The 21,368-nt window shown below is 65.1% G+C and carries 23 protein-coding genes; 9 read left to right on the top strand and 14 right to left on the bottom strand.

Annotated elements, in window-relative coordinates; genetic code table 11:
* Positions 1-17: 17 nt before the first annotated feature.
* The 3 genes from K7W03_RS16975 to K7W03_RS16965 all read right to left on the bottom strand — a co-directional run bounded on the left by K7W03_RS16975 (position 18) and on the right by K7W03_RS16965 (position 3,691).
* Positions 18-1,079 carry a transglutaminase-like cysteine peptidase gene (locus tag K7W03_RS16975; protein WP_222886868.1) on the bottom strand — a complete coding sequence of 354 codons (1,062 nt, stop codon included), beginning with the start codon at positions 1,077-1,079 and terminating at the stop codon, positions 18-20.
* Between the two features lie 150 nt (positions 1,080-1,229).
* On the bottom strand, positions 1,230-3,206 hold the full coding sequence (parE, locus tag K7W03_RS16970; protein ID WP_044661969.1) for a DNA topoisomerase IV subunit B: 1,977 nt from the start codon (positions 3,204-3,206) through the stop codon (positions 1,230-1,232).
* A 47-nt stretch (positions 3,207-3,253) separates the two neighbouring features.
* Positions 3,254-3,691: a MarR family winged helix-turn-helix transcriptional regulator gene (locus K7W03_RS16965; protein ID WP_222886867.1), complete on the bottom strand. Its 438-nt coding sequence runs from the start codon at positions 3,689-3,691 to the stop codon at positions 3,254-3,256.
* 136 nt (positions 3,692-3,827) lie between these two features.
* Between K7W03_RS16965 and K7W03_RS16960 the strand changes: the two genes are divergently transcribed.
* Complete coding sequence (locus K7W03_RS16960; RefSeq protein WP_025546570.1) at positions 3,828-4,253, top strand: organic hydroperoxide resistance protein; 426 nt, start codon at positions 3,828-3,830, stop codon at positions 4,251-4,253.
* Between the two features lie 71 nt (positions 4,254-4,324).
* Here the strand turns inward: K7W03_RS16960 and K7W03_RS16955 are convergent, their stop codons facing one another.
* Positions 4,325-5,005: a GcrA family cell cycle regulator gene (locus tag K7W03_RS16955; protein WP_222886866.1), complete on the bottom strand. Its 681-nt coding sequence runs from the start codon at positions 5,003-5,005 to the stop codon at positions 4,325-4,327.
* 117 nt (positions 5,006-5,122) lie between these two features.
* Between K7W03_RS16955 and K7W03_RS16950 the strand changes: the two genes are divergently transcribed.
* The gene (locus K7W03_RS16950; RefSeq protein ID WP_061940604.1) at positions 5,123-5,971 is read left to right on the top strand and encodes an ABC transporter permease; all 849 of its coding nucleotides are present in this window, start codon (positions 5,123-5,125) and stop codon (positions 5,969-5,971) included.
* A gap of 45 nt (positions 5,972-6,016) precedes the next feature.
* Here K7W03_RS16950 and K7W03_RS28120 read toward each other — a convergent pair whose 3' ends face one another.
* The gene (locus K7W03_RS28120; protein ID WP_255308867.1) at positions 6,017-6,142 is read right to left on the bottom strand and encodes a hypothetical protein; all 126 of its coding nucleotides are present in this window, start codon (positions 6,140-6,142) and stop codon (positions 6,017-6,019) included.
* Positions 6,142-7,461 carry a UDP-glucose dehydrogenase family protein gene (locus K7W03_RS16945; protein ID WP_222886865.1) on the bottom strand — a complete coding sequence of 440 codons (1,320 nt, stop codon included), beginning with the start codon at positions 7,459-7,461 and terminating at the stop codon, positions 6,142-6,144. Before K7W03_RS16945 ends, K7W03_RS28120 begins: the two co-directional genes overlap by 1 nt.
* Before the next feature lie 174 nt (positions 7,462-7,635).
* Between K7W03_RS16945 and wecB the strand changes: the two genes are divergently transcribed.
* From wecB to K7W03_RS16925, 4 genes are all read left to right on the top strand, one after another.
* On the top strand, positions 7,636-8,778 hold the full coding sequence (gene wecB, locus K7W03_RS16940; RefSeq protein ID WP_222886864.1) for a non-hydrolyzing UDP-N-acetylglucosamine 2-epimerase: 1,143 nt from the start codon (positions 7,636-7,638) through the stop codon (positions 8,776-8,778).
* An 89-nt stretch (positions 8,779-8,867) separates the two neighbouring features.
* Positions 8,868-10,178: a UDP-N-acetyl-D-mannosamine dehydrogenase gene (wecC, locus tag K7W03_RS16935; protein ID WP_061940598.1), complete on the top strand. Its 1,311-nt coding sequence runs from the start codon at positions 8,868-8,870 to the stop codon at positions 10,176-10,178.
* Between the two features lie 121 nt (positions 10,179-10,299).
* Positions 10,300-11,010, top strand: a complete 711-nt coding sequence (locus K7W03_RS16930; protein ID WP_222886863.1) for a polysaccharide biosynthesis/export family protein — start codon at positions 10,300-10,302, stop codon at positions 11,008-11,010.
* A complete protein-coding gene (locus K7W03_RS16925; RefSeq protein ID WP_222886862.1) occupies positions 11,010-13,151 on the top strand; it encodes a GumC family protein in 2,142 nt (713 codons plus the stop codon). The genes K7W03_RS16930 and K7W03_RS16925 overlap by 1 nt, the downstream gene beginning before the upstream one ends.
* Before the next feature lie 158 nt (positions 13,152-13,309).
* Here K7W03_RS16925 and purQ read toward each other — a convergent pair whose 3' ends face one another.
* Positions 13,310-13,984 carry a phosphoribosylformylglycinamidine synthase subunit PurQ gene (gene purQ / locus K7W03_RS16920; protein ID WP_025551069.1) on the bottom strand — a complete coding sequence of 225 codons (675 nt, stop codon included), beginning with the start codon at positions 13,982-13,984 and terminating at the stop codon, positions 13,310-13,312.
* A gap of 3 nt (positions 13,985-13,987) precedes the next feature.
* Entirely contained in the window at positions 13,988-14,218 is a 231-nt protein-coding gene (gene purS, locus K7W03_RS16915; RefSeq protein WP_007682101.1) for a phosphoribosylformylglycinamidine synthase subunit PurS, read from the bottom strand.
* Positions 14,219-14,417: 199 nt separating this feature from the next.
* Between purS and K7W03_RS16910 the strand changes: the two genes are divergently transcribed.
* Together K7W03_RS16910 and K7W03_RS16905 are read left to right on the top strand one after the other, a co-directional pair.
* Positions 14,418-14,567, top strand: a complete 150-nt coding sequence (locus K7W03_RS16910) for a hypothetical protein (protein WP_165363364.1) — start codon at positions 14,418-14,420, stop codon at positions 14,565-14,567.
* Positions 14,568-14,635: 68 nt separating this feature from the next.
* Entirely contained in the window at positions 14,636-15,388 is a 753-nt protein-coding gene (locus tag K7W03_RS16905) for a sulfite exporter TauE/SafE family protein (protein WP_025551065.1), read from the top strand.
* A gap of 20 nt (positions 15,389-15,408) precedes the next feature.
* On the opposite strand, the gene purC is transcribed toward K7W03_RS16905, so the two are convergent.
* From purC to K7W03_RS16880, 6 genes are all read right to left on the bottom strand, one after another.
* Positions 15,409-16,191, bottom strand: a complete 783-nt coding sequence (gene purC / locus K7W03_RS16900) for a phosphoribosylaminoimidazolesuccinocarboxamide synthase (RefSeq protein ID WP_025551063.1) — start codon at positions 16,189-16,191, stop codon at positions 15,409-15,411.
* A 143-nt stretch (positions 16,192-16,334) separates the two neighbouring features.
* Complete coding sequence (locus K7W03_RS28115) at positions 16,335-16,463, bottom strand: hypothetical protein (RefSeq protein ID WP_255308864.1); 129 nt, start codon at positions 16,461-16,463, stop codon at positions 16,335-16,337.
* 31 nt (positions 16,464-16,494) lie between these two features.
* On the bottom strand, positions 16,495-17,898 hold the full coding sequence (otsA, locus tag K7W03_RS16895; protein ID WP_082166324.1) for an alpha,alpha-trehalose-phosphate synthase (UDP-forming): 1,404 nt from the start codon (positions 17,896-17,898) through the stop codon (positions 16,495-16,497).
* A 25-nt stretch (positions 17,899-17,923) separates the two neighbouring features.
* A complete protein-coding gene (locus K7W03_RS16890) occupies positions 17,924-19,702 on the bottom strand; it encodes a glycoside hydrolase family 15 protein (protein WP_226870241.1) in 1,779 nt (592 codons plus the stop codon).
* Positions 19,703-19,801: 99 nt separating this feature from the next.
* Complete coding sequence (gene otsB / locus K7W03_RS16885) at positions 19,802-20,566, bottom strand: trehalose-phosphatase (RefSeq protein WP_222886861.1); 765 nt, start codon at positions 20,564-20,566, stop codon at positions 19,802-19,804.
* Between the two features lie 70 nt (positions 20,567-20,636).
* Positions 20,637-20,783, bottom strand: coding sequence for a hypothetical protein (locus K7W03_RS16880; protein WP_165363363.1), 147 nt, complete (start codon positions 20,781-20,783; stop codon positions 20,637-20,639).
* Positions 20,784-20,913: 130 nt separating this feature from the next.
* Here K7W03_RS16880 and K7W03_RS16875 point away from each other — a divergent pair.
* Positions 20,914-21,368, top strand: a 455-nt coding sequence (locus K7W03_RS16875) for a LysR family transcriptional regulator (protein ID WP_222886860.1), incomplete at its 3' end; no start/stop codon positions are given.

Genomic DNA, 21,368 nt, shown 5'->3' with positions numbered 1-21,368 from the left:
GCACCAAGGGGGCGCGATCACCGCGCCGCAAACTGCACCGGCTGCGGCGGCGTCACCCGATAGCCATGAGTCCAGCGCCCAAAGGCATTGAAGCTGATGATCGGCCGATAATCGCTGACGCTGGACGAAGGCAGCACCTGGTCGGTCATGTTGTCCAGGATCATCAACTCGTCCCTGATCCGCACCGCCAGCACGGCATGGTCCGCCTGCCGCACCAGGTCGCGGGCGATGACCAGGAACATGGCGCGGCGGTCGAAACCCGCCGCCTCCAGCAGCTTCATCTTGGCGATGGCATAATCCTCGCAATCGCCAGCGCCGCTCTGCAGCGTCCGCGCCGCCGAAGCCCAGTTGTCGCCGCCCTGCCGGTCATCGACGAAATGCAGCCGGCGATTGACCCAGCCATTGATCATCTCGACCTGCTGCTGCGCCGTCGATCCGCGAGCCGCGTTCAGGACACCGCTCCAGACCCCCTTGCCGGGCAGCGCCGCCGAAACGGAAGCCCATTTGCTGTCGAGCAGCGTCCGGGAAATCGGCATGGCGACCGATCCGAAAACATCGGGTTGCCCATTGCGCGGCATGATCTGGCCCGAAAGCGCCGGAACCGGGCGGGCCGGCATGACGAACGCGCTGGCCCGTGGCATTGCGGCAGCCGTCGGTTCTGGCAAAAATCCCTGCATGAAGCCGGGCACCAGCACCGGCTGGCGATAGCTCAGCACGGAAAGCTGAACCCCCTGCAACCGCCAACCGGGCAATTTGCCGCTGAAGTCGTTGATGCGCCGATCGTTGATGATCATCGCTTCCGGGACAGGCGGTTGACCTACCCAGGGCGCTGGACTGGCCGTGCCGCCTTGCTGCGCACTGATTGCTGCCAGACGGCTCATGCCGCCCGCGAGAAGATTGGCGGCGACGCGTTCGGCGGGCGTATAGGCCGGCCGGCTCTGCGTGAAGATGTCGGGAATAGCCCCCAGCGGCGCCTGCGCCAGAGCATGGCCGCTCGCCGCCAGCAGCAGGGTGGCGCTGGCGCGAAGCGCTAAGCGACGCAGAGCCGATGAGGGAATGGGCGGGACGAAGCCTGACATGCTTGCCCGTATCCCGCCGAAAATTGAACATCCGGTGCCCCGCGCTGGTTAACGCGGCGGTAGGCAAAAAATTGCCGGCAAATTTTTGCCCGGCAATTTTCAGGCAATCGCGAAAATCCGCTTTGCCGCAATCAAGAAGAAAATCGCTTCTCAGGCGTCGATTGTCTCCTCATCGACCGTTGCCGCATTCTCCTGGATGAAGGCAAAGCGATGAGCCGGATTGGTGCCCATCAGCCGGTCGACCAGTTCACGGACCTGCTGCCGGTCCTCTATGTCGTCGGGCAGGGTGACGCGGATCAGGCTGCGGGTCTTGGGGTCCATCGTCGTTTCGCGAAGCTGCGCCGGGTTCATCTCGCCCAAGCCCTTGAAGCGGCTGACGTCGACCTTCTTTCCCTTGAACTCCTTGGCCAGGATTTGCTCCCGATGGGCGTCGTCCTTGGCATAGAGGCTCTTGCCTCCCGCTGTCAGGCGGTAGAGCGGCGGCTGCGCCAGATAGAGATGGCCCCGCCGCACCAGTTCCGGCATCTCCTGGAAGAAGAATGTCATCAGCAGCGTCGCGATATGCGCGCCGTCGACGTCGGCGTCGGTCATGATGACGATGCGTTCGTAGCGCAGATTGTCGGGATTGCAGTCCTTGCGCGTGCCGCAGCCCAGCGCCAGGATCATGTCGGCAATCTCCTGATTGGCGAGGATCTTGGCGGTATTGGCGGAGGCGACGTTCAATATCTTGCCGCGCAGGGGCAGGATCGCCTGCGTCTTGCGGTCACGCGCCTGCTTGGCGGAGCCGCCGGCCGAATCGCCCTCGACCAGGAAGATTTCCGCTCCCTCCGGATCATCGTTCGAACAGTCGGTCAGCTTGCCCGGCAGCCGCAACTTGCGCGCGCTGGTGGCGGTCTTGCGCTTGACCTCCTTCTCCTGCTTGCGTTTCAGGCGCTCGTCCATCCGGTCGAGCACATAGGCGAGCAGCGCCTTGCCGCGCTCCATATGGTCGGAAAGATAATGGTCGAAATGGTCGCGCACCGCATTTTCGACCAGCCGCGCCGCCTCCGGGCTGGTGAGCCTGTCCTTGGTCTGGCTCTGGAACTGCGGATCGCGGATGAAGACCGACAGCATGATCTCCGAAGAAGTCACGATGTCGTCGGCGGTGATGTCCTTCGCCTTCTTCTGCCCCACCAGTTCGCCGAAGGCGCGGATGCCCTTCACCAATGCGGCGCGCAGGCCGGTCTCATGCGTGCCGCCATCGGGCGTCGGAATGGTGTTGCAATACCAGGAGTAGCTACCATCGGACCAGAGCGGCCAAGCAACCGCCCATTCCACGCGCCCGGCCGAATCCGGAAAATCCTGACTCCCCGAAAAGAAGGCGCTGGTCGCGCATTCACGGTCGCCCACCTGTTCCTTCAGATGATCGGCCAGTCCGCCGGGGAACTGGAACACCGCCTCGGCCGGCGTATCGTCGGTGATGAGTTCCGGCGCGCATTTCCAGCGGATTTCCACGCCCGCGAAAAGATAGGCCTTGGACCGTGCAAGGCGATAAAGACGGGAGGGCTTGAACTTCTGCTCCCCGAAAATCTCCGTGTCGGGAATGAAGCTGACCGATGTGCCGCGCCGATTGGGCGCCGCGCCGACCTTCTCCAGCCCACTGGTGGGCAGGCCCTGGGCAAAGCTCTGGCGGAACAGTTCCTTGTTGCGCGCTACTTCGATAACCGTGACGACCGACAGCGCATTGACCACGCTGATGCCAACGCCGTGCAGACCGCCCGACGTCGCATAAGCCTTGTCGGTGAACTTGCCGCCCGAATGGAGCGTGGTCAGGATCACCTCCAGCGCCGACTTGCCGGGAAATTTGGGATGAGGGTCGACCGGGATGCCCCGGCCGTTGTCGGTGATGGTCAGCCTGTTCCCTGGCTCCAGCAGCACCTCGATCCGCGTCGCATGGCCCGCGACCGCCTCGTCCATGCTGTTGTCCAGCACTTCGCTGGCAAGGTGGTGCAGCGCGCGCTCGTCCGTGCCGCCGATATACATGCCGGGGCGGCGGCGCACCGGCTCCAGCCCCTCCAGCACTTCAATGGCGGAGGCGTCATATTGCGGGGTGGCGGAGGGATTGGCGGCGAACAGGTCTTCGGACATGGGCACAAGCTATAAGCCGGCGGATGGCAGGCGCAAGCGCGCGTTGTTCAGGGCAGCGGATCGCGCAACGCGGCCCACAACTGCTTTACCCGCCCATTGAGGTCAGCGAGTTGCATCCCGTCCATGCCGGACCGTTCGAGCAGGGTTTCGCCCAGGCAGCCGCATTCCTCCCGCATCGCCGCGCCGCGCTCCGTCAGGCGCACGTCGACGCGCCGTTCGTCGGTCGTGCTGCGGGCGCGGGTGAGGAAGCCTGCCGCTTCCAGCCGCTTGACCAGCGGCGTCACCGTGCTGGATTCGAGCGACAGACGCTCCGCGATCTGGCCGATGGTGCGGCCGTCCTGTTCCCATAGGGCATGCAGCACCAGATATTGCGGGTAGGTGATGCCCAGTCGGTCGAGCATTGGCTTGTAGGCGCGGCCGATCGCCATGCTGGCGGCATAGAGCGAGAAGCAGAGTTGATCGTCGAGCGGCAGGGCGGCGGGCATGGGCGGTCTCCTTTGCAGGTTCCATAGCACGAAAATATATATCGTGATAAATAAAATGCTGGACAAGGGGCCGCGCCATATCTATCTAAACATTATCGCGATAATGATTATCGTGAAATATGAAGGGAAAAAGGTCATGTCCGTCGATGTGAAATATCGTACCCGCGCCACCGCCACCGGAGGCCGCGATGGGGAAGCCCGTTCGGAAGACGGCCGCTTCGCCGTAAAGCTGTCGACCCCGAAGGAACTGGGCGGTCCCGGCGGCGATGGCAGCAATCCCGAGCAGCTTTTCGCCGCGGGCTATTCGGCCTGCTTCATCGGCGCTCTCAAGGTTGCAGGTGGTCAGTTGAAGATCCGCGTGCCGCAGGATGTAGCCGTCACCGCGACCGTCGGCATAGGCCCGCGCGCGGCGGGCGGGTTCGGCATCACCGCCGATCTGGAGATCAGCCTGCCTGGCGTGGAGCGGGCCGACGCGGAAAGGCTGGTCGCCGCGGCGCACCAGATTTGCCCCTATTCCAACGCCACGCGCAACAATGTCGATGTCGGGCTGACCATCGCCTGACGCGCCACAGCCAATGAAAAGGGCCGCTTCCAAATGGAGCGGCCCTTTTCCATCCCGGTCTGCTCTGGCGATCAGCGAACTCGCGGACCACCGAAGGGCAGGGGCGGCGGCGGACGGCGAGTGCCGCGCGGCAACTGCGCCTGATAGGCGCGTCCGCAATGTTCGACGCAATAGGGGAAGCCGGGGTTCACCGCTTCGCCGCAGAAATGGAAGTCCGGCTCGCCCGGATGGCCCATCGGCCATTTGCAGATGCGTTCCGTCAGGTCGAGCAGCGTGGTCTTGCCGGCGATTTCCGGGCTGGGCTTTGCGGGGACCAGGCGGCGCGGCGGGGCAGGGGGGATCGGTGCCTGCTGGTCGCCCGGACCCTGACGCAGGAAGCCGCCAGGGCCCACGGAGATGATGCGCGGCTGCGGCGCGGCAGGCGCTTCGGCCGCCGGCGCGGCGGCAGCGGGCGCCGGGGTAGGCGCTGCCGGCGCCGCAGGGCGGGTGGGCGGTGGCGCGGCATGCTGCGCCGGCGCGGCCGGCTTTGGCGCTTCGGCCTCCGTTGCGGACTTGCGCAGCGGCGGGGCGGCCTTTTTCGGCACTTCGTTGGCTTTCACCGGGGATGGGCGAGATTGCAGGCCCAGGCGGTGCGCCTTGCCGATCACGGCGTTACGGCTGACCCCGCCCAGTTCGTCCGCGATCTGGCTGGCGGTCAGGCCACGTTCCCACATTGCCTTGAGCTGGTCGATACGCTCGTCGGTCCAGGACAATGAATGACTCCTCAAAATTTCAAATTCGCGCCCTATATGGGGCGCGCCGGCCCGGGTTCAATTTCCCGTGCACAACGCCCTTGCGGCACAACCCCTCAGCCGATAGTCGATCCGACCATGAACGACCAGTCCAAAATTGCTGCTTCCCTGTCGCATCAGCCGCCTTTCCATGAGCCGGGCGAGCTGGTTATCCGCAACGTCAACTGGGCCGGAGCCCGCGCGCTGTACCGCAAGGAAGTGCGACGCTTCATGAAGGTGCAGCTCCAGACGATCTGGGCACCCGCCGTTACGACGCTGATGTTCCTGGTCATCTTCACCCTGGCGCTGGGCGGAGCCAACCGCCAGGTCCTGGGCGTGCCCTTCGCGGACTTCATCGCGCCGGGCCTGATGATCATGGGCATGATGAACAATGCGTTCGCGAACAGCAGCTTCTCCCTGCTGGCGGGCAAGATGCAGGGGACGCTGATCGATTATCTGATGCCGCCGCTGTCGGTCAGCGAATTGCTGCTGGCGCTGGTGGGCGCGGCGGTGACGCGCGCCTTCTGCGTCGGCCTGGCGCTATGGGGAGCCATGGCGCTGTGGCCGGGGGTGCATGTGACCCCGGCGCATCCCTGGGCGATCCTCTGGTTCGGGCTGATGGGTGCGGGGTTGACCGCCTTTATCGGCGTGCTGACCTCGATCTGGGCGGAAAAGTTCGACCATGCCGCAGCCATCACCAATTTCGTGATCGGGCCGATGACGCTGCTGTCGGGGACTTTCTATTCCATCGACCGCCTCGCGCCCGTCTTCCGCGCGATCAGCCACGCCAACCCCTTCTTCTACGCCATTTCAGGCTTCCGTTACGGCTTCGTCGCGGCGGCGGACGGCGATGTCGTGGTGGGCAGCCTGGTACTGCTGGGGCTGAATATCGCGCTTGGAATGCTGTGCTACGCGCTGCTCAAGCGCGGGTGGAAGCTGAAGGCCTGAAAATAGCGGCACCGTGCTCCTGCGCAGGCAGAAGCACATATTCTATCACATCAACCCGGCAATCACCGGCACCACCAGCGTCAGGACAAGCAAGGCAAGAACCGCCACCACCCAATGGTGCAGCCGGGGAAGGCCGCGTTCATCGCGCCCTCGCTCTGGCTTCAGCAGCATCAGGCAGAAACGCCCTTGCCTCCGACCCGAGTCAGCGCAAAGCCAGCCGCCTCGGCTTCCCGGCGTGGGTAGATGTTGCGCAGGTCGACCAGCACCGGTCCGTTCATCGAAGCCGCCAGCCGCTTGAGGTCCAGCGCCCGAAACGCATCCCACTCCGTCACCAATACCAGCGCGTCCGCCCCGGTCGCCGCCTCATAGGCGTCTTTCGCCATGGTCACGCTGGACATTAGTGGCGCGGCGACCTCCATGCCCTCGGGATCATAGGCGACGATCTTCGCCCCCGCATCCTCCAGCGCCTGCACGATGGCCAGGCTCGGCGCATCGCGCATGTCGTCGGTATTGGGCTTGAAGGTCAGGCCCAGCAGCGCCACGGTCTTGCCGCGCGCCTCGCCGCCCAGCGCCTTCACGATCTTGCGCCCCATGGCCCGCTTGCGCAGGTCGTTCACCTGCACGACGGTCTCCACGATGCGGATCGGGGTGTCGTAATCCTGCCCGGTCTTCACCAGCGCCAGCGTATCCTTGGGGAAGCAGGAGCCGCCATAGCCCGGGCCGGCATGCAGGAATTTCGAGCCGATGCGGTTATCCAGGCCGATCCCCCGCGACACATCCTGCACCTCCGCGCCGACCGCTTCGCACAGGTCCGCCATTTCGTTGATGAAGGTGATCTTGGTCGCCAGGAAGGCGTTGGCTGCATATTTGATCAACTCGGCCGTCCGCCGCCCGGTGAACATCACCGGCGCCTGGTTGAGGTTGAGCGGCCGATAGACCTGCGCCATCACATCGATGGCCCGCAGGCTGCCGGTGGTGCCGACCACGACCCGGTCCGGTCGCTTGAAATCCCCGATGGCAGCTCCTTCGCGCAGGAATTCGGGATTGGACACGACCTGGATGTCCAGATCGGGGCGCGCTTCCCGGACGATCCGCTCGACCTCGTCGCCGGTACCGACCGGGACGGTAGACTTGGTGACGATAACGGTCGGCCCATCCAGCGACTCCGCGATTTCCTTGGCCGCCGCATAGACATAGCTCAGGTCCGCATGCCCGTCGCCGCGCCGCGAAGGCGTCCCCACGGCGATGAAGATCGCGTCCGCGCCCTTCACCCCCTTCGCCAGATCGGTGGTGAAGCTCAGCCGTCCGGCCGCTGCATTGCTGCCTACCAGATGGTCGAGCCCCGGCTCGAAAATTGGCATGCGTCCGGATTCGATTGCGGCGATCTTGCCCGCATCCTTGTCCACGCACACCACGTCATGGCCGAAATCGGCAAAGCAGGCGCCTGATACCAGCCCGACATAGCCCGTGCCGATCATCGTGATCTTCATAAAATAACTGAGCCCCTGATTGGGTAGATGGTTCGGCTGGCCTCTAGCACAGCTTCTCGCCCTTGCGAAAGCGGGCGTCGGGGGTACCCATGTTCAGGGGATGGTTACCATTTTCTGCCAGACACTTACCCGAAAGACGGCTTGCAAAGGCGGGAAAATGGCAAAGGACGGCAAATGAAGGTTGCGCTGGTGTTCGGGACGCGCCCCGAGGCGATCAAGCTGTTTCCAGTGATTCACGCGCTCCGGGCGCGGGAGGATGTCGAAACCCGCGTGATCGTGACCGCGCAGCATCGCGGCCTGCTGGACCAGGTGCTGGAGATCGCCGGGATCGCCCCGGACATCGATCTGGACGTGATGACGCCGAACCAGACGCTGGACGGCCTGACGGCGAAGCTGATCGTGGAACTGGGCAAGGCCTTCGACGCGGAGAAGCCCGATCGCGTGGTCGTGCATGGCGATACCCTTACCACCATGGTCGCCAGCCTTGCCGCCTATTACCGCATGATTCCCGTCGCCCATGTCGAGGCGGGCCTGCGCAGCGGCGACATCCACCACCCCTGGCCGGAGGAGGTGAACCGCCGCGTCGTCGCCTGCATCGCGGACATGAATTTCGCGCCGACCCAGGCAGCCGCCGACGCGCTGCTGGCGGAAAATCGCGATGCCGCGACCATATATGTAACCGGCAACACGGTGATCGACGCGCTGCTGGCCACCCGCAAGCGCGTGCTGGCCGAACCCCATCTCGCGTCGGGACTCGACAGCCTGGCCCAGCGCTTCGCCGGAAAGCGGATCGTCGCCGTCACCAGCCACCGGCGTGAGAATTTCGGCGGCGGGATGGAGGCGATTGCCCGATCGATCGCCGAAATCGCCGCGCGTCCCGACGTGGCCGTGATCTTCCCCGTCCACCCCAATCCCCATGTGCGCCCTGTCATGGATACCGTGCTGGGCAGCCTTCCCAATGTCGCGATGATTGAGCCGCTGGATTACCCCCATTTCGTTCGCCTGCTGGACCTGTGCCATCTCGTCCTGACCGACAGCGGCGGCGTGCAGGAGGAGGCGCCTTCGCTCGGCAAGCCCGTGCTCGTGATGCGCGAGACCACGGAGCGCCCCGAAGGGGTGACGGCGGGCACCGCGAAACTGGTCGGCACCGATCGAATAAAGATCGTCCGCTCGGTCTTTGCCCTGCTGGATGACGAAGCCGCCTACGCCGCCATGTCCCGCGCCCACAACCCTTTCGGAGACGGTCACGCGTCGGAGCGCATCGCAGACATCATAGCCGCGAGCGCGCAGGCTGAGAATATGGAAGAGGCGGCCTAAACTCGATTGGGAACTGACGGTCCGTTACCGAAATCTTCAGCATTTCCCGCCACAAACGGACCGAATTCAAAAGCTTCCACAGGACCCCCATGCCCCTCGACAAGCTCCAGCAGAAGGTATCCGTTATCGGCCTCGGCTATATCGGCCTGCCGACCGCCGCCCTGATCGCGCGCGGCGGCGCGCAGGTCGTCGGCGTGGACGTCAGCGCCCATGTCGTGGAGACGGTCAACTCCGGTCGCGTGCATATCGAGGAAGTCGATCTCGACGGCCTCGTCCAGGGCGTGGTCTCTCGCGGCAATCTCCGCGCCAGTCTGGAAGTCGAGCCGAGCGATGTCTTCATCATCGCGGTGCCGACTCCCGTGGCCGAAGACCGCGCGCCGGACATCAGCCACGTCCTCAAGGCCGCCCGCACCGTCGCTGAGGTCCTGAAGGCCGGCGATACCGTCATTCTCGAATCCACCTCGCCGGTCGGCACCACCGAAGCCATGCGCGATCTTTTCGCCCAGATCCGCCCCGACCTGAAGATGCCCGAACCCGGCGTGGCGGGCGACATCGCCATCGCCTATTGCCCCGAACGCGTCCTGCCCGGCCGAATCCTCGTCGAACTGATCGACAATGACCGCTGCATCGGCGGCATCACGCCCCGCTGCGCCCGCAAGGCGCTGGGCTTCTACCGCCAGTTCGTGCGCGGCGCCTGCATCACCACCAGCGCCCGCGCCGCCGAAATGGTGAAGCTGGTGGAAAACAGCTTCCGCGACGTCAACATCGCCTTCGCCAACGAACTGTCCGTCATCGCGGAACGCATGGACATCGACGTGTGGGAGGTCATTCGCCTCGCCAACCGCCATCCCCGTGTCAACATCCTCCAGCCCGGCCCCGGCGTCGGCGGCCACTGCATCGCGGTCGACCCCTGGTTCATCGTCCATGGCGACCCGGAAAACAGCCGCCTCATCCGCACGGCCCGCGAAGTCAATGACGGCAAGACCGACCATGTGGTCGCGAAGGCCTCCGACCTGATCGACGAGTTTCCCGGCGAGGACATCGCCTGCCTTGGCCTCGCCTTCAAACCCAATATCGACGATTTCCGCGAAAGCCCGGCCGTGAAGGTCGCGGCGCGTCTCGCAAAACGCTACGGTCGCCGCATCAAGCTGGTCGAACCCTATGCCCATGATCTGCCGATGGAGTTCGCCGGAACGGGCGCTGAACTTATCGATCTCGATACGGCTCTGGAACAATGCGGCGTTTTCGTCATTCTTGTCGATCATGACATGTTCAAATCGGTTCCGGTGGACGAACGCGCCGACAAGGCGGTTTACGACACGCGCGGCGTCTGGCCGGATCAGCCACGGCGGCCGACCGCGGGTCAGGTTGTCCCGGATCAGGCCCGGATCGCCATCTGATCGGGCGCTCCGCGCCCTCCTTCGTCCAGCCGATGGTTGCCATGTTCCCGTCGCGCCGTTAACCCCGCCCGCAATGGCAGGCCTTGTGCGTGCCCACTGAATTGCGGGGGATTTAAGCGGCATGAAGCGGCCGACCGACAGCAGGAGCCAAGCGCTGGTCATGATCATGGCCTGCATCTGGCTCGGTGCCTGCTCGACCGTGGAGGACGCGCCGAAGGGGGAAGCCGCTTATGCCGCCATTCCGGCGGCTCCTGCTGTGGGGATGGATTATCGCATATCCCCCGACGATGTCTTGCGCATCCAGGTCTATCATGAACCGGGCCTTTCGCTGGAGGACGCGCAGGTGACGGCTGCGGGCATGGTTCGCATGCCGCTGGTGGGCGATGTTTCCGTCGCCGGCCTGTCCGCCAGCGAAGCATCGGACGTCATCGCCGGGCGGCTGGGCGAGCGCTATCTGGTTTCCCCGCAAGTGACGGTATTCGTCAAGAAGGCGGTGGGTCACCGTATCACCGTGGATGGGGAGGTTCGCGAACCGGGCCTTTTCCCGGTGGACGGCCGACTGGGGCTGTTGCAGGCGGTCGCGATGGCCAAGGGGCCGACGCGCCTTGCCAGCCTGGGCCAGATCGTCGTGGTCCGGCAATCGGACGGCGAGCGCAAGGCGGCGATGTTCGACCTGGGGGCGATCCGCAGGGGCGAGGCGCCCGATCCTGAAATCCTGCCGGGCGACACCATCATCGTCGGCCTCTCGCGCGCCAAGGCGATATTGGGCGGAACGCTGCTGGCGCTGCCTGCGGTCGGCGCCGGATTCGTCGTGCTGGATGGAGGACTCTGATGGCGCGGCCAGGTCTGCTGATCGACGATAGCGGCGCGTCCACTTCTATGGAGGGACGCGCGGCGCGCTTCGCCGCGGCGGCGAGCGGGGCGTGGACGGCGGTGCGGCGGCATCGCATCATCCTGTTCGTCACCATGGCGCTTTGCGTGCTGGCAGGCGTGGTCTTCATCCTGCTGTCGACGCCCGATTATCGCGCCACCGCCTCCGTCGAGGTGGAGGATGTCCCCGCCGGCGCCGCTGGGGCGGCCGCTGCGCAGCGACAGGCGACGCCGTCCGACAATGAAGCGTTGATGCAGACCGAACTGGAAGTGCTGCGCAGCCGCGCCCTGGCGGAAGATGTGGCTCGCGAACTGGCCTTGATCGGCAGCCGCACCTTCTTCGACGGCATGAACGTGCGCCGGCCGGAGCAGGGGACGGGCGCGCTCAGCCAGCGCCAGGTCGAGACCGAGACCGTTGTGGGCCTGCTGCGCGACAATCTGCATGTCGAACTGCCCGGCAAGTCGCGGGTCATCCGCATCAGCTTCACCAGCGCCGATCCGGTGCTGTCGGCGCGCGTCGCCAACAGCTATGCCGACAGCCTGATCCGCGCCGATCTGAAGCGAGGCTTCGAATCCGGTGTTCAGGCGCGGCGATTCCTGCTCGGCGAACTGGACGGAGCGCGGAAGGATCTGGAACGGGCGGAGCGCGACCTGGCGGTCTATGCCGCCAATGCGGGCGCCATGGCGCTGCCGGGATCGAGGGAGGCCGGATCGAAGGAGGCCGGATCGAAGGAGGATGGCGGCGATCCGTCTCCCGAGGGCACGATCGCGACACGGCTGGCGCAACTCAACGCCTTCCGTGCGCAGGCGACCGCCGACCGCATCGCCGCGCAGAAGCGCTGGGAAAGCGCCCGCATGTCGAGTGTAGAGACGCTGCCGGAAGTGCTGAACAACGGCGCGATGCAGCAGATCATGACGGAAAGGGCGCAGGCGCGGGCGCAGGTCGTGCAGGAACGCCAGTTCCGCAAGGATGCCCACCCCGAAATGCGTGAGGCCCGCGCCCGGCTGGCCGCGCTGGACGATCAGGCGGAGGGCATGGCCAACACGATCCGCGCCTCGCTCAAGGAACAGTTCGATGTCGCCGTGCATGGCGAGAAGCAGATCCAGTCCGAAATCGCCAAGGTCGAGCGGCAGGCCCGGGCCGAACGCGGGCGCGGCGTGCAGATGAGCATATTGGAGCGGCAGGTCGACACCTATCGCCTGCTGCACGACAGCCTGCTCCAGCGTTATCGCGACATGGCATCGCAGGCAGGCTTCCAGGCCGGCCGCATCCAGCCGCTGGACCGGGCGGCGGTGCCTTCGCGGCCTTCTTCCCCCAATATCGGCGTCACCATGCTGTTCGCTTCGCTGGGTGGGCTGATCCTCGGGCTGATGGCGGTGGCGGGGCGGCATATCTTCGACGACGCCGTGACTTCCGCCGACACGCTGGCGGAGCGGGTGAACCTGCCGCTGCTCGGCGCGGTTCCGGCGGGGGAGAAGCCGGGGGCGGAGATTTTCGCGCCGATGGCTTCTTCGCTGCTTCTGGGTTCTGCGGCCGGTCTGCCGCGTTCCATACTCGTCACCAGCGCGCAGGAAGGGGAGGGGAAGTCCTCCACCCTCCATGCCCTGGCCAGGGCGCTGGCAAAACTCGACAAGCGGGTGCTGGTGATCGACGCCGATATGCGGCGGCCCAAGCAGCACAGCCTGTTCGGCATATCGCCCGCTCGTGGGATCAGCGAGTTGATGACTGGCCAGGCCAGGATGGACGACGTCATCGTGGATAGCGGCGTACCGGGCGTGGCTTTGCTGCCCTGCGGGGCGATCCCGCCCAATCCGGCGGAATTGCTGGTCACGCCCGCCATGGATTCCCTGCTGGCGACCGTTCGGGAACGCTATGACACGGTGCTGATCGATGCGCCGCCCATTCTCGGCCTGTCGGATGCCTGCCTGCTGGCGAGCAAGGCGCAGGTGACGTTGCTGGTGGTAGAATGGGGCCGCAATCATCATGGCGGCCTGCGCGTCGCCGTCGATCGCTTGCGCCGGGCGGGCGGCGCGATCATTGGCGCGATCCTCACCAAGCAGGAAGGCCGCGCCTTCGAATATGACTATCATCGCGGCGGGTGAGCCAAGTAGCGCGGCGCGACTTCGGCGAAGATTTGCTTAGCCCGCTATGCAATGGCGGCGCGTGGAGTGTTACGGCACAAAGCTGAACGCTCTGGCTGGCAACGCCGTCAATTGCATGCCGAAAGTCGGTTCAGCAAGCCGGGCCATATCCCTTCGCTTCAGGCCCGGGCAAGCAGCCCTTCCACCAGTCCTTCGAACAGCCGTCGGCCATCGGTCGCACCATGGGCCGGCTCTATCACCCGCTCCGGGTGCGGCATCATGCCCAGCACATTGCCGGCCTCGTTCAGGATAGCCGCGATGTTCCGCGCCGATCCGTTGACGCTCTCGGCATAGCGCAGCGCCACGCGGCCTTCGCCTTCCAGCCGGTCCAGCGTTTGCGCATCGGCAAAATAATTGCCGTCATGATGCGCCACCGGAAAGCTGATCGCCTCGCCAGCTTCATAGCGGCTGGTGAAGGCGCTCTGCGCATTCTCGACCGTCAGCGCCACGTCGCGGCAGACGAAATGGCCGCCCGCATTGCGCAGCAGCGCACCGGGCAACAGGCCGCTCTCCGTCAGCACCTGGAAACCGTTGCAGATGCCCAGCACATAGGCCCCGCGATCCGCCGCCTTCGCCACTGCCTGCATCACCGGCGAACGGGCCGCCATCGCGCCGGAACGCAGATAGTCGCCATAGGAAAAGCCGCCCGGCACGCCGATCAGGTCGAGATCGTCGGGCAGTTCCGTGTCGCGGTGCCAGATCATGGCAGGCTTTGTCCCGGTCGCCGTCTCGAACGCCACGGCGAGGTCGCGGTCGCAATTGCTGCCGGGAAAGACGATGACGGCGCTCTTCATGGCTCAGGCCTTTTCGATGCGGTAGTTTTCGATCACCGTGTTCGCCAGCAGCTTGCGGCACATGGCGTCGATGTCCTCGTCGCTGGTGCCGTCGGCCAGGTCCAGTTCGATCAGCTTGCCCGCGCGCACATCATTGACGCCGCCGAAGCCAAGGCCTTCCAGCGCGTGATGGATCGCCTTGCCCTGCGGGTCGAGGACACCGCCCTTGAGGGTGACGAAGATGCGGGCTTTCATGAGTGTGGAACTCCGTAAAACAGGCTTTCGCGCACCCCCGGGGCATTCTGCCTGCAGAATGCGCAAGCCGTGAAAACCGGAGGGCTGGCGATCGTTTGAATCGTCCAGCCCTCTAGTCCCGGAGCGCCCGGCAAGCAAGGCATTATGCTTTTGTTAGCGGCCATGGCGTTATCCATCCCGCAGAGGGAAGGATTTTCGCATGGCCGGTCTTGCTTTGGCGATGTTCGTGGGGCTTTTCGCCTTCGGTCAGCAGGTCATGGGCTATGACGATCCCCATGGCCGGGTTCAGCTGGCGCTTCTGGCGACCTTCACCTTCGGCGTCCTGATCGGCTATCGCGCGCATAGTTGACGCGCAGGCGCCAAATGCCGCAAAAAAGATGCTCCCCCAACGGGCCGCCTTGCTTTAGGCGGAGCGCCATGAATCCGGATTATCTCTATTATGCCTGCGCCATAAGCGCGGTGATCCTGTCGGGCCTTGCCAAGGGCGGATTTGCCGGGGTTGGCGCGCTGGCCATGCCGATCCTCGCCCTGGGCGTCGATCCCGTGCGGGGAGCGGCGATCATGCTGCCCATTCTGATCCTGCAGGATGTGGTCGGCGTCTGGTCGTTCCGGCATAGCTGGGACCGGCATGTCCTTAAGGTCATGCTGCCCGGCATGGCGGCCGGGGTAGGGCTGGGCTATTTTTTCGCGGCCCGCGTGTCCGAAATCGCGGTGATGGGCGTGCTGGGCCTGATTTCGACATTGTTCGGCCTGCATCGGCTCTGGATCGAGCGGGGCGGCGCGATCGTGTTGCCGTCGACCTCGCCCTCATGGGTGGGCGTGCTGCTCGGCGTGGCGAGCGGCTTCACCAGCCAGATCGCGCATGCCGGGGCGCCGCCCTTCCAGATGTGGGTTCTGCCCAAGCGCCTGTCGCGCGACGTTCTGGTGGGGACGACCGCGATCGCCTTTGCGGTGACGAACTGGATGAAGGTGCCGGCCTATGCCGCCCTGGGTCAGTTCACCAGGGCGAACCTGCTGGCGACGGCGATGCTGATCCCGCTTGCCGTCGTGTCGACCATGGCGGGTGTGGCGTTGGTGCGGCGCTTCGATCCCGCCCGTTTCTACACGCTGATCTATGTGCTGATGGTGTTGCTGGGGATCAAGCTGATGGCGGACGCGCTGCTCGCCTGAGCCGCGCGTCCGGATTCCCATCAGTCCTTGCCGCGCTTCTTGCGATGGGTGTCGAGGTCGAGGACGGTGGTATCCACGCCCTCCGGCATCAGGCCCAGGCGCCGGGCGACTTCCTGATAGGCCTCGACTTCACCGCCCAGGTCGCGGCGGAAACGGTCCTTGTCCAGCTTCTCGCCGGTCGCCATGTCCCAGAGGCGGCAACCGTCGGGGCTGATCTCGTCCGCAAGGATGATGCGGCTATAGTCGCCGTCCCACAGGCGACCGAATTCCAGCTTGAAGTCGATCAGGCGAATGCCGATGCCCGCGAACAGGCCGCACATGAAGTCGTTGATGCGGATCGCCATGTCGGCAATGTCGTGCATTTCGTCCTGGCTGGCCCATCCGAAGCAGGCGATATGCTCTTCGGACACCAGCGGGTCGCCCAGCGCGTCGTCCTTGTAGCAATATTCGATGAGCGTGCGGGGAAGCTGCGTTCCCTCCTCGATCCCCAGCTTCTTGCTGAGCGAACCCGCGGCGACGTTGCGCACGACCACCTCGATCGGCACGATTTCCACCTGACGGACGAGTTGTTCGCGCATGTTGAGGCGGCGGATGAAGTGGGTAGGAACGCCGATCTGGCCGAGCAGAGTGAAGATATGCTCGGAAATCCGGTTGTTGAGCACGCCCTTGCCCGAAATCGTGCCCTTCTTCTGGGCATTGAAGGCGGTCGCGTCATCCTTGAAATATTGGATGATCGTACCCGGCTCGGGGCCTTCATAAAGGATCTTTGCCTTGCCTTCGTAGATCTGGCGGCGACGGGCCATATGCGGTTCCTGTCTTCCCAATAAAGAATGTGCCCCGGCAAACGCGAATCGGGAAGGATCAGCGGGTGCCGGGGCTGCTTGGGCTGGCCCTTAGACCAAAAGGGGCGGGGGTGCAAATGGGCGAGTTCGGGCGAGGGAGCCCGCTACAGCACGTCGCCGAACATGAACCAGATCAGCGCCAGCCAGGCCAGAAGGCCGATCACACCCAATATGACGCCCGATCTGGCGCGAATGGCGGCCAGGGCGCCGCCCGCTTCTTCCTCATCATCCATCGGCCCGACTGTAGCGGCGCTGGCGGGAAAGTTAAGCCGGTTGCGCCTCCTGTTTCACCTCGCCATTGCGTTGGACCGCCATCAGCCGCTCCGTGAAGCGCTGCCGCCACCAGCTTATGTCCTGCTTTTCGACACTGTCCATCATGGCGCGCCATCGCCGCTTGCGCTCGTCCAGCGGCATGGAGAGCGCGCGGGTGATGGCGTCGGACATCTCCTCCGGACTATAGGGATTGATCAGCAGCGCGTCCTTGAGCTGCTGGGCCGCGCCGGCGAAGCGCGACAGGATGAGGACGCCGGGATCGTCCGGATTCTGCGCGGCGACATATTCCTTGGCGACCAGGTTCATGCCGTCGCGCAGCGGCGTGACGAGCCCGATCTTGGCCGCGCGGTAGATGCCGGCCAGCTTGTCGCGCGGATAGCCCTGATTGACGTAGCGGATCGGGGTCCAGTCCACATCGCTATATTCCCCGTTGATGCGGCCGGCGAGCGCATCCAGGGTTGCGCGGATCTGCTGATAGCTCTCCACCTCGCCGCGGGAAGGCGGGGCGATCTGCGTCAGGACGACATTGCGATGCTGTTCGCTATGATCCTTCAGGAAGCGGGCGTAGCCGTTGAACCGTTCCTCCAGTCCCTTGCTATAGTCCAGACGGTCGACGCCCACGATCATCGCGCGATCCTGCAGCGACCGGCGGACCTTTTCATACATGTCCTTGGCCGCATCGCTGACGGCGGCGCTGGCATATTCCTGCGCGTTGATGCCGATGGGGCAGGCGATCGCCTGAATCGTCCGCTTGCCCAGCGTCACGAAATCGCCGTCCACCGAACCGCCCATTTCGCGTTCGACATAATGGCGGAAGGATTCCAGCCATTCCTCGGTATGGAACCCCACGACATCATAGGCGAAAAGCGCCTGCACCAGCTTGCTGTGGTGGGGCAGCGACACCAGCAGCCGGGTCGGCGGCCATGGGATGTGCAGGAAGAAGCCCATGCGATTGTCATGGCCCCGGTCGCGCAGCATCCGGCCGAGCGGGATCATGTGGTAATCCTGGACCCAGATGATGTCTTCCGGTTCGATCAGCGGGCTGGTCGTGTCCGCGAAGCGTTGGTTGACGCGGTTATACCCGCCTTCGAAATCGCGCGCATATTCGGCCAGGTCTATCCGGAAGTGGAACAGCGGCCAGAGGGTCTTGTTGGCATAGCCATTATAATATTCGTCGACATCCTGCTCCTCCAGGTCGATGGTCGCGGTCTTGACGCCTTCATCCTCCGAAAAGCCGATCTGCCCGGTGAAATTCTCCGTGATCTCGCCGGACCAGCCGACCCAGATGCCGCGGCTTTCGCGCAGCGCCTGGGAAAGCGCGACGGCCAGGCCGCCCTGGTTGCCGTTCTTGGTCGGGCGGCTGACCCGGTTCGAAATGACTATCAGGCGGCTCATGCCAAGCGCCTCCATGCCAAGCGCTTCATCGCATCACGCTCCACGGTTTGCTCAAGAGCACGGCGCAATTGATGATGCCGACCAATGAGTAGGTTTGGGGATAGTTCCCCCACAATTCCCCGGTGACGGGATCGATGTCTTCGGAAAGCAGACCGGCGGCGGTGCGGCGGGACAGCATCTCCTCGAACAGGGCGCGCGCCTCCTCGCTGCGGCCGGTCCGATGCAGGGCCTCTATCAGCCAGAAGGTGCAGACGTTGAAGGCGGTGACCGGCTCCCCGAAATCGTCCGGCGCGCTGTAGCGCAGCATGTCGTTGCCCCGGCGCAGGTCCTTTTCCAGCGCCTTCAGCGTTCCGATGAACATGGGATTGTCCGCCGTCAGGAAGCGCAGGTCGATCAGCTGGAGCAGGGAGGCGTCCCTCGCATCGTCCTCGAAATTGGCGGAGATGGCGTTACTGTCCGTCCGCCAGGCCGACTGGAGGATGCGGGCCTTCATGATTTCCGCCCGCTCGCGCCAATGGACTTCGCGGTCCGGCAGCCCAAGGGCGGCTGCCGCATGGGCGAGGCGGTCGCACGCCGCCCAGCACATCACCGCGCTGTAGCTGTGGACATGGGCGCGGGTGCGCAGTTCCCACAGGCCGGCATCGGGCTTGTCATAGACCTGCCAGGCGCGCTCGCCCACGGCCTCCAGCGCTTCGAAGTCCGACAGCCCCGCCATGCGCAGCAGGCGCTGGTCGATGAAGCCCTGCACGGAGGAGAGGACGATCTGCCCATAGGCGTCGTGCTGTACCTGGGAATAGGCGGCATTGCCGACGCGCACCGGCCCCATGCCGCGATAGCCGGGCAGGTTCTGCGCCTCCCGCTCCTCCAGCGTGGCGTTGCCGCGCACGTCGTAGAGCGGCTGGATATGGCCGCCCCGCGCGCCGTCGACGATGTTGCGGAGATAGACGAGATAGCTTTCCAGAACGTCCAGCGCGCCCAGCCGGTTCAGCGCCTCCACCGTATAATAGGCGTCCCTGATCCAGCAGTAGCGATAGTCCCAGTTGCGGCCGCTGTCGGCATGTTCGGGGATGCTGGTGGTCAGCGCGGCGACGATGGCGCCGGTCTCCTCATGCTGGCAGAGCTTGAGCGTGATGGCGGAACGGATCACCGCCTCCTGCCACTCGGCCGGAATGGCCAGGCTTCGCACCCAGATCTGCCATTCGTGGATCGTGTCGTCCAGCATCCGCTCCACCGCGGGGCGGAGGGCGTCGGAAAAGCTCTCGTCCGGCCCCAGGAAAAAATGCATGTCATGTTCCAGCCGGAACCAGCTTTCCTGGGAAATCAGGCCGATGGGCGCATTGGTGGACATGCGCATCGCCATGTAGGACAGCACCAGCCGGATATGGTTGGAGCCATAGCTGATCGGCACCTTTTCCGAATGCCAGGAGGTGGTGGGGCGCAGCCTGACGCGGATGCGCGGGCTGCCCGATACGGGCCGGACGACGCGGGCGAACGCGACGGGGCGGTACATCCGCCCCTGATGCTTGTGGCGCGGGCAGAAATCGTAAAGCTCTATCGCATTGCCCTGCGCGTCGGTCTGGCGCGTCACCAGCACAGGCGTGTTGCGGATATAATGCTGCTCGATCCGGGCGCAGTTCTCCAGCTCTATGGCCCAGAAGCCCCGCGAATCCGGTTGGTCCCAGGCGGCATCGTCCAGCAGTGCCGAGAATACGGGATCGCCGTCGACGCGGGGGACGCAGGCCCATATCATCCGCCCGGCCCGGTCGATCAGCGCCGATGCCTGGCAATTGCCGATGGGCCACAGGTCGAGCGTGCGCTCATCCCCGCCCGGAAGGTCGTTTTTCTGCGTTTCTATCGGTCCGTCCCCCTTGTTCGTGCACGACAGGGGCGCCGGACCATCGGATCAGTCGGTGCCAGCGACCCCCTGGGCAAGATAATGCCTGACGGCGGCAACCTGTTCCAAAGAGAATGCGGCGAGCGTCGCCCTGGGCACGCCGACGAGAATGCCGGAGCCGCCCAGATCGCGTGCGACGGCAAAGCCCTCTTCATCGGTGACGTCGTCCCCGATGAACAGCGGCGTGCCGCCGGCCATGGGTGCGCGGCGCATCAGTGTGCGGACGGCGCTGCCCTTGTCGGCGCCGCCGGGACGCAGTTCGTAGAGCATCTTGCCCGGCTGGAGCGCGAGGTCGAGCCGATCCGCCAGGCTGGCGGCCAGATCGCCTGCTTCCCGGCCCCATTGCGGGGCGCCGCGGAAATGAAGGCCGACGCTGATCGTCTTGCGTTCGACGAGGACGCCGGCCTTTCCGGCCGCGAAGGTCTGGAAGGCGGCTTCCGCCTCATTGATCGCGGGGAGACGGGCAGGCGCTTCCACGGGGCGGCCGGGTTCCGCCAGTTCCAGCCCATGGGTGCCGGCGAGCAGGAACTGCCCGAAGCCGAAATCGCGCAGCGTCGCGACGGATCGGCCACTGACGATGGCAAGCCGCCCATCCAGCCGGTCGCGCAGACGGCCGAGCAGGGCAAGCAGATCGTCATCCACCTCCACGCCGTCGGGCGTATCGGCTATGGGGGCCAGCGTTCCGTCGAAGTCGAGGAACAGCGCGGCCCCTGTCAGCAGCCGGGGCGGCGGAGGGGGAAGATCGGGAACAGGGGAAAGACGGGAATCGGACACGCGCGCAAGTTGGCGTGTGGCGCGGATTGTGCAACCCCCGTCGCACCATGTTCGCGATTTTCGAGGGGCTTCATCGCCGTTCCTCGATCCAGGGGGCAGACCAGGCGATGCGGTGGAGCGCGCAGAAGGCCTGCATGATGGCGGCGATCAGGCCGGGGCGATTCCGGGCGGCTTCGTGGCCGTTGGGGGACAGCCGGGCGTCCTTGGACAAGTGCATGGCAAGGCTCCTTTTCCATGAATGATCCGGAGAATGGATTTCGTTTCGTGGGAATTCCTATCGCTCTTTTCCGGTGGGGCGGCCAACAAAAGGATGGACGCGAATCATAAGGCTGGCTTATCCATGGCAGATGAGCCAGTTGCCGCCCCTATCCGCCGTCCGCGTGTTCGAGGCCGCCGCGCGGCTGGAGAATTTCACGGTTGCGGCGCAGGAGCTGGGGATGACCCAGGCGGCCGTCAGTTATCAGGTGAAATTGCTGGAGGAGCGGCTGGGCATCAGCCTGTTCCAGAGGGCGGGGCGGAAAGTGGCGCTGACCGACAAGGGGCGGGAGATCGCCACGATCCTGTCCCGCGCCTTCGACCAGATGCGGGAAGGGTTCGCCGCGCTGACGCAGGACCATTCGACGATCCTGACGATCAGTTGCACCAACAGTTTCGCGCATCTGTGGCTGGCGCAGCGCATCGGCACGTTCCAGATGCACCAGCCGGGGCTGGCCGTGCGGATCGACGCGACCGACCGGGTGGTGGACTTCGCCCGCGACGGCGTGGACGTGGCGGTGCGGGCGAAGTCCACCACCCGGTCGGT

It is taken from the genome of Sphingobium sp. PNB (assembly GCF_019873065.1).
GTDB lineage: Bacteria > Pseudomonadota > Alphaproteobacteria > Sphingomonadales > Sphingomonadaceae > Sphingobium > Sphingobium fuliginis.
The sequence above is the reverse complement of the archived record's forward strand: the minus strand, read 5'-3'. Positions and strand labels throughout refer to the sequence as shown.